The sequence below is a fragment of the uncultured Chryseobacterium sp. genome, from assembly GCF_936933875.1.
Classification (GTDB): Bacteria; Bacteroidota; Bacteroidia; order Flavobacteriales; family Weeksellaceae; genus CAKZIK01.
In genome coordinates this window covers 24,031-39,561 of record NZ_CAKZIK010000019.1, presented here as the reverse complement: position 1 = coordinate 39,561, position 15,531 = coordinate 24,031, and the positions used below count along the sequence as shown (strand labels likewise).

Sequence of the window (15,531 nt, the reverse complement as noted above, 5' to 3'; positions counted from 1 at the left end):
TACAGGCTGCAGCAGGAATATTCCAAAGAAGTGCGCAAAAATGTTTCATCTCTAAGCCTGAATTCTTAATGAACACCTTAAACAAATACAGCCGCGAATTCACGCAAAATCCTTCCCAGCCCGCATCCAAAGCGATGCTCTACGGAATTGGACTTACCGATGACGATATGCAAAAAGCGCAGGTGGGCATCGTGAGCACCGGCTATGAAGGCAATACCTGCAATATGCACCTGAACGATTTAGCCAAAACCGTAAAAAAAGGCGTCCAGAATGCCGATTTGGTTGGATTGATATTCCACACCATCGGTGTAAGCGACGGAATGGCGAATGGAACCGACGGAATGCGCTACTCGCTCGTTTCACGGGAAATTATCGCCGATTCCATAGAAACCGTGGTGGAAGCCCAACATTACGATGCCGTAGCTGCGGTGGTGGGTTGCGACAAAAATATGCCAGCTTCCATAATGGCTCTTGCTCGCCTGAAACGCCCCGGTTTGATGGTGTACGGCGGCAGCATCCACTCCGGAAATTACAAAAACAAAAAACTCAACATCGTTTCGGCGTTTGAGGCTTTGGGCGAAAAAATCAACCACACGATTTCGGAGGAGGATTACAAAGGTGTAATCCGCAATGCCTGTCCTGGAGCTGGCGCCTGTGGCGGGATGTACACGGCAAATACTTTATCTTCAGCAATCGAAGCGCTCGGGATGAGTTTGCCTTACAGTTCTTCCAATCCGGCCTTGGCGCAGGAAAAACAGGACGAATGCCTTTCCGTGGGCAATGCAGTGCGTTTGCTGTTGGAAAACGACATCAAACCCAGCGACATTATGACGAAAAAAGCATTTGAAAATGCTTTGACTGTCGTAGTGGTTTTGGGCGGTTCCACCAATGCGGTGTTACATTTAATTGCAATGGCAGACGCAGTGGGCGTTGGTTTGAGTTTGGATGATTTTCAGAGAATGAGCGACAAACTTCCGGTTTTGGCAGATTTAAAACCGAGCGGAAGATATCTGATGGAAGACCTTCACGAAATCGGCGGAACGCCTGCCGTGATGAAATATTTGCTCCAAAACCAATTGATACATGGCGATTGCTTAACCGTTACCGGAAAAACTGTTGCCGAAAATTTGGAAAGCATCACTGAACTGGACCCAACGCAGGATGTTTTTCACTTTCTGAACAATCCAGTGAATGCGAAAGGCCATATCCAGATTTTATACGGAAACATCGCAACGGAAGGAAGCGTAGCAAAAATAAGCGGTAAAGAAGGCGATTTTTTTGAAGGCGAAGCCAAGGTTTTTGATGATGAACACTCTGCCAATCAAGCCATCGAAAACGGAAGAATTGGAAAGGGCGATGTCGTGGTGATCCGTTATTGCGGACCAAAAGGCGGTCCCGGAATGCCAGAAATGCTGAAACCGACATCTGCTATCATCGGTGCAGGTTTGGGCAAAGATGTGGCCCTGATTACTGATGGGCGTTTCTCCGGTGGAACCCACGGTTTTGTGGTGGGACACATTTCTCCCGAAGCGCAAGTCGGCGGAAATATCGCTCTTATTAAAGACGGCGACGTAATTGTAATTGATGTGAAAAAAAATTCTATCGAATTAAAAATCTCCGATGAAGAACTTAACCAAAGAAAACTTGAATGGAAAGAACCGCCATTAAAAGCATTGCGTGGCGTATTGTTGAAATATGCCAAATCCGTTTCCAGTGCGTCAACCGGATGTGTAACCGATAAATAAAACACCAATGAATTTTACAGAAACTCAAGTAGAAAAGTCAGAAAAATTAAAAGTGGAAAAAAATCTGATGACCGGTTCCGAAGCCGTTATCAGAAGTTTGTTGGCTGAAAATGTAACCACCATTTTCGGTTATCCCGGCGGTGCAATTATGCCGGTTTACGATGCGCTTTTCCATTTTGCGGAAGACGTTACGCACATCCTTACGCGCCACGAACAGGGCGCCATCCACGCTGCGCAGGGCTTTGCGAGAACTTCGGGAAATCTCGGTGTGGTGTTCGCCACTTCAGGTCCCGGCGCTACAAACTTAATCACCGGTTTGGCGGATGCGATGATCGACAGCACACCGCTGGTCTGCATCACAGGTCAGGTAGCATCACATTTGCTGGGAACGGATGCGTTTCAGGAAACGGATGTTATTGGGATTTCGATGCCCGTCACGAAATGGACTTGTCAGGTAACGAGGGCAGAGGAAATTCCGGCTGCGATTGCCAAGGCATTTTACATCGCAAAATCCGGTCGTCCCGGTCCTGTTTTGATTGACATTACCAAAGACGCTCAGTTTGGCGAACTCGATTTTATTTATGAAAAATGCGAACGCATCCGCAGTTATCATCCAAAACCAAAAATGAATGTGGAGGATGTAAAATCGGCTTCGGCACTTCTAAATCAGGCCAAAAAACCAATGATGCTGATTGGTCAGGGCGTGATGCTTTCAAATGCTGAAAAAGAACTGTTGGAAGTGGCAGAAATATCCGGAATTCCGGTGGCTTCCACGCTTTTGGGACTCGGCGCTTTTCCGGCAAACCATCCACTTTTTGTGGGAATGGTCGGGATGCACGGCAATTACGCCCCTAACATTAAAACCAACGAATGCGATGTACTTTTTGCGGTGGGAATGCGCTTCGACGACCGTGTTACCGGCGATATTTCCCGCTATGCGAAGCAGGCAAAAATCATCCATATTGATATTGATAAAGCCGAAATCAACAAAATTATCAAAGCAGATGTAGCTATTTTGGCCGATGCAAAAGAAGCGCTGGCAAACCTTTTAAATCATTTGGAAAAAAGAAATCATGGTGAATGGCTCGGAGAATTTAATGCCTTAAAAACTGAAGAAACCGAAACGCTTTTGAAAAACCGAAATCAGGATTTTAATGATGAGTTGCGGATGGACGAAGTCATCCATTTACTTTCTGAAATGAGCAAGGGCGAAGCGGTGGTGGTAACGGATGTTGGACAGCACCAAATGATGGCGGCGCAGTTTTATGACTACAACAGCACAAAACACAACGTTACTTCTGGCGGTTTGGGCACTATGGGATTTGCGCTTCCAGCGGCGATGGGTGCGAAAGTCGCCAATCCAGAAAAACAAGTGGTAGCCATCATTGGCGACGGTGGATTTCAGATGACTTTGCAGGAACTTGGGACGATAATGCAGAACAGTATCGGCGTGAAAATCATCATCCTGAACAACGGCTATCTCGGCATGGTGCGGCAGTGGCAACAGATGTTTTTTGAAAAACGCTACTCCTTCACGGACATCCAAAGCCCCGATTTTGTGGCACTCGCAAAAGCCTATAACATCAAAGGACAAAAAGTGGAACGCAAAGAAGACTTGAAAAACGCGCTGGAAAACCTGCTGAATTCTAATGAAGCATATCTATTGGAAGTTGCTGTAGCAAGGGAAGACAATGTATTTCCGATGGTTCCAACAGGGGCTTCTGTTTCGGATATCCGGTTGCAGTAATTTCAAAATCAACGATATTAATTCATTTAAGAAAATCGAAGATTTCCTGAAGTGCACTTTTAAAATGCAATAATTTCTCAAGTGACTAAAGTGTTAAACAACTTTAGGCTTCTTTAACTTCTATAAAAAATACTAAAAATGAACAAAACATTCACCGTTTCCATATTCACTGAAAACACCATCGGGATGCTGAACCGCATCACCATCATCTTCACGCGAAGACACCTGAATATTTACAGCATCACTGCTTCCGAAACGGAAATCAAAAACGTGCACCGCTACACCATCGTGCTGGAAACTACGCGGGAACAGGTGGAAAAAGTGGTAGGACAAATCGAAAAACTCGTAGATGTGCTGAAAGCCTTTGTGCATGAAAATGAAGAAATCGTACATCAGGAAATTGCGCTGTACAAAATCAAAACGGATGCGCTGAACAACGGCAGTGCAGAGAAAGTTATCCGCGAAAACCACGCAAAAATTCTGAGCGTGGATCCCGATTTCCTCGTCATCGAAAAAACCGGACACAAAGAAGAAACACAACTGCTGTTTGAAAAACTGAAACCTTTGGGCGTGCTGGAATTTGCCCGCTCCGGACGTGTAGCCGTGAGCAAATCGATGAAAGAACTGAGTGTGTACCTCCAAGAATTGGAAAATTAAGTGATTAAGAAATTAAAATATTAAAAAATTCAACATTTATAAGTAAAAAAAATGGCACAGTTAAATTTTGGCGGCGTTATGGAAAATGTCGTAACCAGGGATGAATTAACGCTTCAACAGTCGCAGGAAATCTTAAAAAACGAAACGCTGGCAGTGCTCGGTTACGGTGTTCAGGGACCGGGACAGGCGCTGAATCTGCGGGATAACGGGATCAATGTAATTGTTGGGCAAAGGAAAGGTTCGGCGAGTTGGGAAAAAGCGCTTAGCGACGGCTGGAAGGAAGGCGAAAACCTCTTTGAAATCGAGGAAGCCTGCAAACGAGGAACAGTATTAATGAACCTGCTTTCCGATGCCGGACAAATCCAGGAATGGGATATCGTGAAAAAGCATTTAACGGAAGAAAAAACGCTTTATTTCTCACACGGTTTTGGTGTAACGTTTAAAGAAAAAACAGGCATCGTTCCACCAGAGAATGTGGATGTGGTACTGGTTGCACCCAAAGGTTCGGGAACTTCCCTGCGAACATTGTTTTTAAAAGGTCAGGGCCTCAATTCCAGTTTTGCGGTGTTTCAGGATGCGTCCGGAAAAGCAAGGGACAAAGTTTTGGCCATTGGTATTGCCGTAGGTTCAGGCTATTTGTTTGAAACCACCTTTGAAAAAGAAGTTTACAGCGATTTGACCGGCGAAAGAGGAATTTTGATGGGCGCTTTGGCAGGCGTTTTTGAAGCGCAGTATGATGTTTTGCGTCAGAGAGGGCATTCACCAAGCGAAGCATTTAACGAAACCGTGGAAGAACTTACCCAAAGTCTGATGCCGCTGGTTGCCGAAAACGGGATGGACTGGATGTTTGCAAATTGCAGCACAACAGCCCAACGCGGCGCTTTGGACTGGAAAAATAAATTTAGGGACGCAACCCAGCCACTGTTTAATGAACTGTACGACAGCGTGACTTCCGGCAAGGAAGCGGAAACCGTCATCACCGCCAATTCCAAACCCGATTACCGAGAAAAACTCAATGAAGAACTCGCCGAAATCCGCAACAGCGAATTTTGGCAGGCCGGAGCTCAGGTTCGGAAATTAAGACCATAATATTTAAGCGAAAAGGCGATTTTTTTTAATAAACCCGAAAAAATATTTTTAGGTCGCAAAGATTTAATGATATAAAACAAAAAAAATCTGGCCCCTTTGCTTTAAGAAAACAAACAAAATGATTTCACTAAAATCCATACAGGAAGCCGCTGAAAATCTGAATGGCGTTGCTGTCCATACTCCACTCATGAAAAACGAAAACCTGAGCGAGCGTCATAACACACAGGTTTTCCTGAAGCGGGAAGATTTGCAGCCCGTGCGTTCCTACAAACTGCGGGGCGCTTATCATAAAATTTCAAATCTCTCTGAATCGGAAAAAAAACGCGGCATCGTTTGCGCCAGCGCCGGAAACCACGCTCAGGGTGTGGCTTTTGCCTGCAACAAATTAGGGATAAAAGCCACAATTTTTATGCCTGTAACCACGCCGAAACAAAAAGTAAAACAGGTAAAACTTTTCGGGAAAGAAGCGGTGGAAATTGTGTTGAAGGGTAATACATTCGATGATGCGAGTGCGAAAGCTCACAAATTTTGTGAAGAAAACAAAATGGTTTTCATTCATCCTTTTGATGATGAAATGGTGATTGCCGGACAGGGAACTGTGGCTCTGGAAATTTTGGAAGATGCAAAACAACCCATTGATTATTTATTTTTCCCGATTGGCGGTGGCGGATTGGCAGCAGGACTGGTTTCGGTTTTTAAACAGTTTAGTCCGAAAACCAAACTCATAGGCGTGGAACCGCATGGCGCAGCTTCGATGAAAACTTCTATAGAAAATGGCCAAAACACGGAACTTCCGGAAATTGACCGCTTTGTGGATGGCGCTGCAGTGAAGCGTGTCGGCGACAGAAATTTTGAAATCTGCAGAGAAACTTTAGATGATATCATCTCCGTTCCCGAAGGTAAAATCTGTTCCACCATACTTCAGCTCTACAATGAGGAAGCCATTGTGGTGGAACCAGCGGGAGCTTTAAGTATTTCCGCACTGGATTTATACGCCCAAAAAATTAGGGGTAAAAACGTGGTTTCCATAGTGAGCGGCAGCAATAATGATATTACGAGGACCGAGGAAATCAAGGAAAGATCTTTGCTTTATGAGGGTTTGAAGCATTACTTTCTTATCAATTTTTCGCAAAGGCCCGGCGCTTTGAAGGAGTTTGTAACCAAAATTCTTGGCGAAAACGACGACATTACCTATTTCCAGTTTTCAAAAAAGAACAACCGTGAGGAAGGTCCGGCTGTGGTCGGGTTGGAACTTTTGGCGAAAAATGATTTGGAGAATATTGAAAAAAAACTCAATAAGCATAAAATTAAATACCAGTATCTGAACGAAAACTGGGAACTTTTTACGCATATGGTATAATCCCATTCAAAAATTCTTATGGGTTAAAAAGGATACAAAAAAGAGCGACCTCTAAACTGCACCAAAAGTTTAGACAAAACTAAACAGTCTTATTCTACCGTGGTTATAATAGTGAATATATTTACAATTTCCTTCTTGAGCTCATGTGTTGGGCCAAATTTTCTAGTGTAAAACATCTCTATTTTAGAGTTCCAAAAAAGTTCTCTATCCCCGTATTGTCCAAACAGATTCGCATGCGGGACATGTTTTGGATGATACCTTTCCCTTTTAAGATGTTGTGAATTGCTTTCAAAATTGTTTATCTTCGTGATGAAGCACAACATTTTGCCGTCTAATTTGGTTGATATTGTAGTTGTGAATTGCTTTCAAAATTGTTTATCTTCGTGATGAAGCACAACTTTTCTTCATTCTATGGATGCTAATTATCAGTTGTGAATTGCTTTCAAAATTGTTTATCTTCGTGATGAAGCACAACGTATAATTTGTCCAAAGTTTCGGCATCAGTGTTGTGAATTGCTTTCAAAATTGTTTATCTTCGTGATGAAGCACAACTCTCCTTTCGGCATATTGAGTACCCTCTGTGTTGTGAATTGCTTTCAAAATTGTTTATCTTCGTGATGAAGCACAACAAGGAATTTGAAAAACAGATTACCGATTTAGTTGTGAATTGCTTTCAAAATTGTTTATCTTCGTGATGAAGCACAACCAATGGTCAGAAGTTCCGCCACCCGATTATGTTGTGAATTGCTTTCAAAATTGTTTATCTTCGTGATGAAGCACAACTTGAATAAATATTCGGTTACATCATCGGTTGTTGTGAATTGCTTTCAAAATTGTTTATCTTCGTGATGAAGCACAACGTTTGATGCAAGATTTGGCTTAGGCTTTTTGTTGTGAATTGCTTTCAAAATTGTTTATATTCGTGATGAAGCACAACAAAAGAATGATAGAACTGCAAATGATCACCGTTGTGAATTGCTTTCAAAATTGTTTATCTTCGTGATGAAGCACAACTAGAAACGCTATCCGATGATCAGAACGTGGGTTGTGAATTGCTTTCAAAATTGTTTATCTTCGTGATGAAGCACAACAAGCCAACAATTGCTAACATGGGAGAACCAGTTGTGAATTGCTTTCAAAATTGTTTATCTTCGTGATGAAGCACAACAAAAAAGATAATGTTTCCGAAATAAAAGTAGTTGTGAATTGCTTTCAAAATTGTTTATCTTCGTGATGAAGCACAACACAGTGCTTTAGAGCATAACGTTAAGAACAGTTGTGAATTGCTTTCAAAATTGTTTATCTTCGTGATGAAGCACAACGACCGAAGATGAGAAGTGCCAAGAATGGCTGTTGTGAATTGCTTTCAAAATTGTTTATCTTCGTGATGAAGCACAACTCCTGATGGATATAAAACCCACCACTTTCAGTTGTGAATTGCTTTCAAAATTGTTTATCTTCGTGATGAAGCACAACCAAATAATTTAAAACCCTATGGAAATCACAGTTGTGAATTGCTTTCAAAATTGTTTATCTTCGTGATGAAGCACAACTTTGAGGCGCAACCCCGCAAGTATGTTTGAGTTGTGAATTGCTTTCAAAATTGTTTATCTTCGTGATGAAGCACAACGAGGTCGGGCAAAGCGTGAATTTGAAAGTAGTTGTGAATTGCTTTCAAAATTGTTTATCTTCGTGATGAAGCACAACTAAAAATTTACAAACCGAAAACAGGTTTTCGTTGTGAATTGCTTTCAAAATTGTTTATCTTCGTGATGAAGCACAACAAATAACCATTTACCGTATTGAGCGCACGCGTTGTGAATTGCTTTCAAAATTGTTTATCTTCGTGATGAAGCACAACGATTTGTCAATCACACTTCACACGTTTCCAGTTGTGAATTGCTTTCAAAATTGTTTATCTTCGTGATGAAGCACAACATATCCGAACTAAACAAATAGCAACGCAAAGTTGTGAATTGCTTTCAAAATTGTTTATCTTCGTGATGAAGCACAACATATTCCTTGTCAATATGACCTGTAGTTTCGTTGTGAATTGCTTTCAAAATTGTTTATCTTCGTGATGAAGCACAACGCACTCACAAAACAGGATTACGGCATCTACGTTGTGAATTGCTTTCAAAATTGTTTATCTTCGTGATGAAGCACAACTTTCAATCCCGTCCCCCGTAAGCGCAAGCCGTTGTGAATTGCTTTCAAAATTGTTTATCTTCGTGATGAAGCACAACCGTCGAAAGTGAAATGACAAACGACGAATGGTTGTGAATTGCTTTCAAAATTGTTTATCTTCGTGATGAAGCACAACTTGAATATTGGGACGACTTGACGGCTGGAGGTTGTGAATTGCTTTCAAAATTGTTTATCTTCGTGATGAAGCACAACGTCCTGTAAATTTCATAGATGCCATTTTAAGTTGTGAATTGCTTTCAAAATTGTTTATCTTCGTGATGAAGCACAACTTAATGATTATCGGGGCGCGGCCGTCAATAGTTGTGAATTGCTTTCAAAATTGTTTATCTTCGTGATGAAGCACAACCTCAAAATTTAACCCGCTGAAATTCAGCGGGTTTTGAGGTTATTTAGAATTATGAAAATCAAAATAATTCTAACTGTTGGAATGTTGGTGGTGGCTCTTCTTTATTTCTGGCAAAAAAGATTTCGATTTCTCCAAACTGTTTGTCCGTAATACACATGATCGCCACCTTGCCCGCCTTAGGCAGGTTGAATTTCACCCTTTTGATGTGAACTTCTGCATTTTCCCGGCTTGGACAATGACGAACGTAAATTGAAAACTGAAACAATGCAAATCCGTCATCTTCCAAGCGTTTACGGAACAGGTTGGCATCTCTCCTCTTCGCTTTGGTTTCGGTTGGCAAATCGTATAAAACTAAAACCCACATAATTCGGTAAGCGTTAAAACGTTCGGAGTTCAAGACTGAGGTTGAGGTTAAGGTTTTGCATATTTTAAATCAGTTCAGGATAAGAAATCAAGCGTTTTTCGCCGGTGTAACATTTGTAGAGCGAAACTGCGGTCATTTTTACTGCCACGAGCAAAGGTCTTTTCACATTATCAATTTTGACATCTTTTGTGGCAATTTGAAGCATGTAGGATTTGAATTCTTTGGTTAAATCTTCTGAATCGGGATATACCTTGAGCCAGTCCATCACCAGTAAATCTACAAACGGTCGGTAGGGCTCCATCAAATCATCGGCAAGGCAATACGGATTATATTTATTTTTATGGAAAATCCCCAACACAGGCAACAGTCCGGTTTCTACAATCGCTCTCGCTACAATACTCCGTAAAACGGCATATCCAAAATTAAAAAATTGATTAGGCGAATCTCCAAACCTTTGTCTCAGAAAATCAAGACTGATGAGGTATTTCCAATAATGCTGCGCCGCAATGCCTTCCATATTGGCAATATCACCACTTTTTACATTTTTTTGATAATCAATCATTGGTTCATAATAATTGCCTAACCTCAACAATACTTCTTTTTGATTTTCAATCTTGCATTCTACAGTCTGTTTCCACAATTGTTTTTTTAGAGGCTCGCTGGCTTCCAATTGATCTTTTACCCTATCCGAATGCTCTGTATGACCATACAAAGGCAACATAATACCATGTGGAAGATGATGCGCATCACAACTTACCACCACTACATTGTTTCCCATCATCTTTTGAATGAGTTGATGAGAAAGGGTAATCTGAAAATGATCCAACATCAACAATCCTAAATCTTCTACAGGAATACTTCCTTTTTCTGCCTTGGTCTCGGGGCAAAGTATTTTCATCTGCTCATCTTTAAGTTTGAGATAAGCAGGATTGCCAATGTAGATGGAGCGGGTGATCATAAGAACTTCATGCTTTTGAAATGTTACCTAGACGGTCAATTTTCAGCCTAACAAAAGTATCTTTTATTGACCTCTTTTCATAGGAAGCTGTTTTAGAATCAAAAGATCCTGATAGTTTTTGTTTTTTTTCGTTCCAACTTAAATCCATTTCCTTTGGAAATATATGTTTAGCAAAAGAATTTTGGCTGAAGTATGCTGTTACTCCCGAAAAATCATTTGTATTGAACAATCTTTTAATCTGATTAGTATTTAAATTATTAAAATCTATTACCAATGAATTTTCAATTTCATCAATAGTTGGTATATATATTAAATCAAGAGGTGTTAAAGTTTCTTTTAATACAAAACCGTCAGAGTTTCTTTCCGGCACTGCAGATAATCCTTGTTTTAATCTTTCAATCACAATGTCTAATTGAATAGTTTCATACACCTTCTTTTTATTTTCATCTTCATAAATAGCAAAGTATAAATTTGGAGCTCCTTGTACATACTTTTTAACTCGATTTCCTTTCTGACCTAAAACAAATCTACCTTTTCCTTTCTCATAAATTCTAACTTTACTTATTGGATGATGATATTTTCCATCATTATATTGATTGATATTATTATTTAAATCATCTATCCCCTCTGGAGAAAATGCAACTTCTGGATTATTATCTTTAGATTCAAGATACTTAAAAAGAATTTTTTGAATTCCAGTATCCGTTATCTTACCAATTTTTTCAGATGTAAAACTTGTATCCAAAAACTTTCTCGTTGCTGTCGTTATTTCATTTTTCCCAAGTTTAACCCAAGGTAAATCAACTTTTCCAGAAACTGTTTCTTCGTGCAGAGACTTTCTTATCGCCCAATTTATGCCTGTTTGCGCTACTCTTTCTTTACTTTTCACACCATCCTTTTCAACATATTTCTCAAAGTAATTTGTAGCCTTATTAATGACACGCAGGTTCTGTTTGAAGCTTACCACAATATTTTCCAAACTATTTTTAGCATCAACTGTAAAGGTTTCCCAAGGTTTTAAAAACTGTTTTGGTATTTCCCTCTCTATTCTTTCGCCTGTTTTAGGATCATTGTAAACTGCTTTTTCAAACTTCATCAGTTTTTTCTTCAAATCATATCGTTTGGTATCTGATTTTGCTGACTGGTTATTAAGAAGGTTTACGTGGTCTTTCGTTGCACAGGCAATGACCAAAGCATCCATAGCGTGGTGGCGGTGATCTATTCTTTTCTTAGAAAAACCTTTAGATAATTCGATTGGAACAGTCGGTAAAAACTTCTGATGATTTTTATTCCATGCGGTGAAATCTGTTGAATTGGTTAATTGATTCATTCGCTCAAAACGAGGCAGAATCAAATCATTCCAAACATCATTTAATCCCCAATCTTGTTTTAAAGTTGTAGTAATCTTTCCATTTCCCGGAACAATATTTTTTGAATTTACTCCTTCATCTGTACCGTCTTCAACACGTACAATATTAGAAAGCACTCCAGAAATATACTTACTGATATATCTAGTGTCATTCATCTGGCGCTCAATCATTTTCTCAGGTATCTCTTCTAATAAAAGTTTTGTCTTTTTACTTCTGTTTTTAGCGTAATGTTTTTTTACAAACTCTTCGTATTCATCTGGCTTTAAAATAGGAACACTCTTTCCAAAACCAACTTCAACAGTTTGAAGTACAGGATCTTTAATAAACTCATAAGCCAGTTTATTTCCTTTTAAAGAATTAACAGCAGCCTCACAAATAATCTTATTACTAAAACTATCATCAAAATATCGGCTTTGCGGTATAATATGCTCAATTTCATATTCCGGAGTGAATAGTTTATTTAAAGGAATAATTTGTCCTGTATAAGGCGATTTGTAACCTTGTTCTAACCAAAGCTTATATCTTTTCAAATCAGAGGAGCTTGGTTGTGCTGTTTTACTGATTTTCAGAATATCATCATCAATTTCAATATCAGAATTCAGTACTCCATCTTCATAGATTTTCAAAATCTCTTGTTGCATTGGAGAGAAAGGACGCACATTTTCAACATTAGCATCATTCATCATTTCAGCCAATAAAGCTTTGATGCGCAAATTAGTATTTTCGTTTTCCGTGACTTGATTGGTAATTTTCTTCCTATCATCGGCAGTATTCTTCATTTCCCGACCCAATTCAATATGAATTTCGTTAAAGAAATCTTTTGCGCCTTTTCCGTATTGCACCCAAATATCTTTTACAACACGTAAGGTTTCTGTGATTACCTGCTCTACAATCGGGTTGCGTAGTGAATGTTGTTTGAACTCTTTCAAAAACAATTCTAAATCATCTGCCGAATTCCATTTACCAATCATTGAAGCTTCAGAATGTCTACCATAGACAATATATTGAGCCAACCACAATTGCAAACCTTGAAAATGACTTTCAGTCGTCAGATTTAAAGTTTTTTCTCTTACCTTATTTTTGATATTTTCATCATATTCCCCAGTAATGATTTTATCAATTCTTGCTTTTGAATGTTCATCAATATTGGCATAACTCCAATGCTTTCCTACTCGCATCAAAGGCAACAATTTCTTAATCGCTTTCTCCGAAAAAGAACCATAATCACTTGTGAATGGTGGAAATTTTTTGAACGCTTCGAAGAAAGAGATTTCATCCAAATTATGTTTTTTGGCGAATGATTTTAAAGCTTTTTCGTACTCGACTTTATCATTAACTGAGTAGATGATGTGCCAAATCTGCTGCTCTATTTCTCTTGTAAAAAAATCATCTGCAATATTATCTACTTTACTTAGCCTTGTAGCAATCATTGTTTTGGTTTCATTACAAGGATATTTTTTGTCCTCAACAAAATTCCAACGATACTTTTCAATTTCTGCTGTCAGTACTTTTCCTTTAAAGTCTTTTTGCTCCAAAAGGAATTTAAGCAATGGCTTTTGTTCAATTTCTTTTCGCCCATCCAAAAACTCAAATAATTTTTCCAAATCTTCAGAAGAATTAAGAAATTCTTGAGTCACATTTTCGTCGTCATCTTTTCTGTAAATATTCAGATTGTACATCCATTGCCAGATGCGGAATTCCTGATAATAAGGGTTAGATTTTGGTATTGCTTTTAAATATTGTGTATGTTCTACACCATCTTTATCCTTATATTTTTTGAACTCAAGACTACAATTAGAGATAGACGACTTTTGACTTCTCAAAGGTCTTTGGTAAAAGATAATATCTTCCAAAAACAAATGCACAAAATCTTTTTTGCTTAATGTCAATTGATGCGCACCATTATTTTTATATAATTCGCGTACACAAGCACTGTACAAATCGTCGCTCTGCAACTCAGGATGAAAGACTGTCTGCTTCTCCAAAATCTGTTGCAACTCGGCTTTATAGAATTTTCTTTCGATCGTTCTTACTAATTTGCCTTTTATTTTCTGTTTTGGATTCTGGAGCAAAGTATCATAAATGTAAGCTCCGACAGTTTTATGGGAATTATCAATTTCTTGCTCTGTCTTCTTTTTTACGAGAGTCCAATCTGTTTCAGCTGGCGCGCGGAAACTTCTTTTTTCATTTCCGTCTTTGTCTTTTTTGATGCTGCCATCATCGTTCAAATCTGTGGTTACAATAAAATCTCTGGTTTTATTTTTCCAATCAAACAAAGGCGTTTTACTTGCTCTGCGATAAACCCAGCCGTTTTCTAAAGTAAGAGAATACCAAATATCTGTTTTGCCTCTCTGTGGTTCGTCTGCTGTAACTTCAACAATTTTTAATGAATAGAATTCAACTAATTTATTAGGGCTCTCTTCCTCCTCTTCTCCCCGCAGCTGATAATACCCCCGCTTCTGATTAAAGTTTAAAAGAATCCATGCCAATTCTTCTTTTTGTATTTTGTGACTCAGTGCTTTCTTACGCAAATAATAAATTGTCCAGTCATATGGAACTAATTTATCTTCTCCTTTTTCATTTTTTAAAATTTGAGGTTGATGCATTTTGAAATCAGAAAGCATCTCTTCAAAAGAGTTTTTAAAGACAAAACCATCAGTATTATAAGCTATCTTAGGTTCGTTATCCGACTTAAATTTCCCAAAACGTTTCTCAAAATCAATCTCATTGGCAAAATGTTCTGGTAAAAACTTAAGGATATTTAAAACTCTATGCAGTCGCTCACGACGTAGCAAATATCTTTCTCGAAGACGACGAACACCTCTGTAACCAGTTCGTTCTGCAGTTTGTGAAACCGAATTTCCTTTTCCAAATTCTCCTAATATATCCTGAGACATCGGGATAATTCTACTTCCCATCCCCAGAATTTCACCCTGTTTATTTTCAAAGTCTTGTGTGATCAAAGCCCAACCAATGCTATTCGTCCCTAAGTCCAATCCTAAAATTCTCTTCATATTTTAATTATTATAGTTTCCTAAATTAATAAATTTATGTAGAAATAATTATAAAAAAAATGATTGGATTAGAATTTTTTTATATATTTGATACAATAATTTTGAAAGCAATTCACAATAAGGATTATTCCGTTGTGAAAACATTTGGGTTACCTCTTGTCCATAATCAGGAGGTTTTTTTTTGCCTAGATGTTTCTTAACACTCAAAGAATTAAATTAAACAGTAAACAAAACATTTGGTTTACCTCTTGTACATAATCAGGAGGTTTTTCTGTGCTCAAATGTTATATAATACTATTTAAGGTGAAAAACTGAGCATTTTCATTTGTCAAAGATTGAATAAATATTCAACCCCTCTTCCCAAAATTTCCTTTTTCCGGCAACACTCCGCAACCATTCCCGAACCACTCTGCAACAAATAGCGAAAAAACGAAGACAAACTGTGCCAGAAAGTGCCATCCAATGACATAAACGGTAAAGAAAAGACAGGTAAGGAATTCTAAAGACATGCAAAGACTTCACGGTACATTCTAAGGACAAATACAGCAAATAAAAGTCTTTGAAAGAAACTGAAAGTCAACCGATGAAAAGCAAAGACACAAAAAGAAAATGGAAGAATTCCAAAGACAGGAAACGCAAATAAAAGACAAATAAAGTAATGTTAAGTCGCTGA

The 15,531-nt window shown here is 38.9% G+C and carries 8 protein-coding genes and 1 CRISPR repeat array; of the genes, 5 read left to right on the top strand and 3 right to left on the bottom strand.

The window, feature by feature from the left end:
* Window positions 1–68: 68 nt before the first annotated feature.
* From ilvD to ilvA, 5 genes are all read left to right on the top strand, one after another.
* Complete coding sequence (gene ilvD, locus Q0252_RS02705) at window positions 69–1,745, top strand: dihydroxy-acid dehydratase (protein WP_297983510.1); 1,677 nt, start codon at window positions 69–71, stop codon at window positions 1,743–1,745.
* 7 nt (window positions 1,746–1,752) lie between these two features.
* Window positions 1,753–3,492, top strand: coding sequence for a biosynthetic-type acetolactate synthase large subunit (gene ilvB / locus Q0252_RS02700; RefSeq protein ID WP_297983504.1), 1,740 nt, complete (start codon window positions 1,753–1,755; stop codon window positions 3,490–3,492).
* Window positions 3,493–3,630: 138 nt separating this feature from the next.
* Window positions 3,631–4,149, top strand: a complete 519-nt coding sequence (gene ilvN, locus Q0252_RS02695) for an acetolactate synthase small subunit (protein WP_297983501.1) — start codon at window positions 3,631–3,633, stop codon at window positions 4,147–4,149.
* 51 nt (window positions 4,150–4,200) lie between these two features.
* Window positions 4,201–5,238 (top strand): ketol-acid reductoisomerase, encoded by a 1,038-nt coding sequence (ilvC, locus tag Q0252_RS02690; RefSeq protein WP_297983498.1) that lies wholly within the window; start codon window positions 4,201–4,203, stop codon window positions 5,236–5,238.
* 118 nt (window positions 5,239–5,356) lie between these two features.
* Entirely contained in the window at window positions 5,357–6,598 is a 1,242-nt protein-coding gene (gene ilvA, locus Q0252_RS02685; RefSeq protein WP_297983497.1) for a threonine ammonia-lyase IlvA, read from the top strand.
* Between the two features lie 274 nt (window positions 6,599–6,872).
* A CRISPR array of direct repeats spans window positions 6,873–7,535; the repeat unit is 47 nt; unit sequence GTTGTGAATTGCTTTCAAAATTGTTTATCTTCGTGATGAAGCACAAC.
* A gap of 1,675 nt (window positions 7,536–9,210) precedes the next feature.
* Here ilvA and cas2 read toward each other — a convergent pair.
* The 3 genes from cas2 to cas9 are packed head-to-tail and all read right to left on the bottom strand — an operon-like array spanning window position 9,211 to window position 14,858.
* Window positions 9,211–9,549, bottom strand: a complete 339-nt coding sequence (gene cas2, locus Q0252_RS02680; RefSeq protein WP_297983494.1) for a CRISPR-associated endonuclease Cas2 — start codon at window positions 9,547–9,549, stop codon at window positions 9,211–9,213.
* Between the two features lie 31 nt (window positions 9,550–9,580).
* Window positions 9,581–10,474 (bottom strand): type II CRISPR-associated endonuclease Cas1, encoded by an 894-nt coding sequence (gene cas1 / locus Q0252_RS02675; RefSeq protein ID WP_297983491.1) that lies wholly within the window; start codon window positions 10,472–10,474, stop codon window positions 9,581–9,583.
* A gap of 7 nt (window positions 10,475–10,481) precedes the next feature.
* Window positions 10,482–14,858: a type II CRISPR RNA-guided endonuclease Cas9 gene (gene cas9, locus Q0252_RS02670; protein ID WP_297983488.1), complete on the bottom strand. Its 4,377-nt coding sequence runs from the start codon at window positions 14,856–14,858 to the stop codon at window positions 10,482–10,484.
* Window positions 14,859–15,531: the final 673 nt, after the last annotated feature.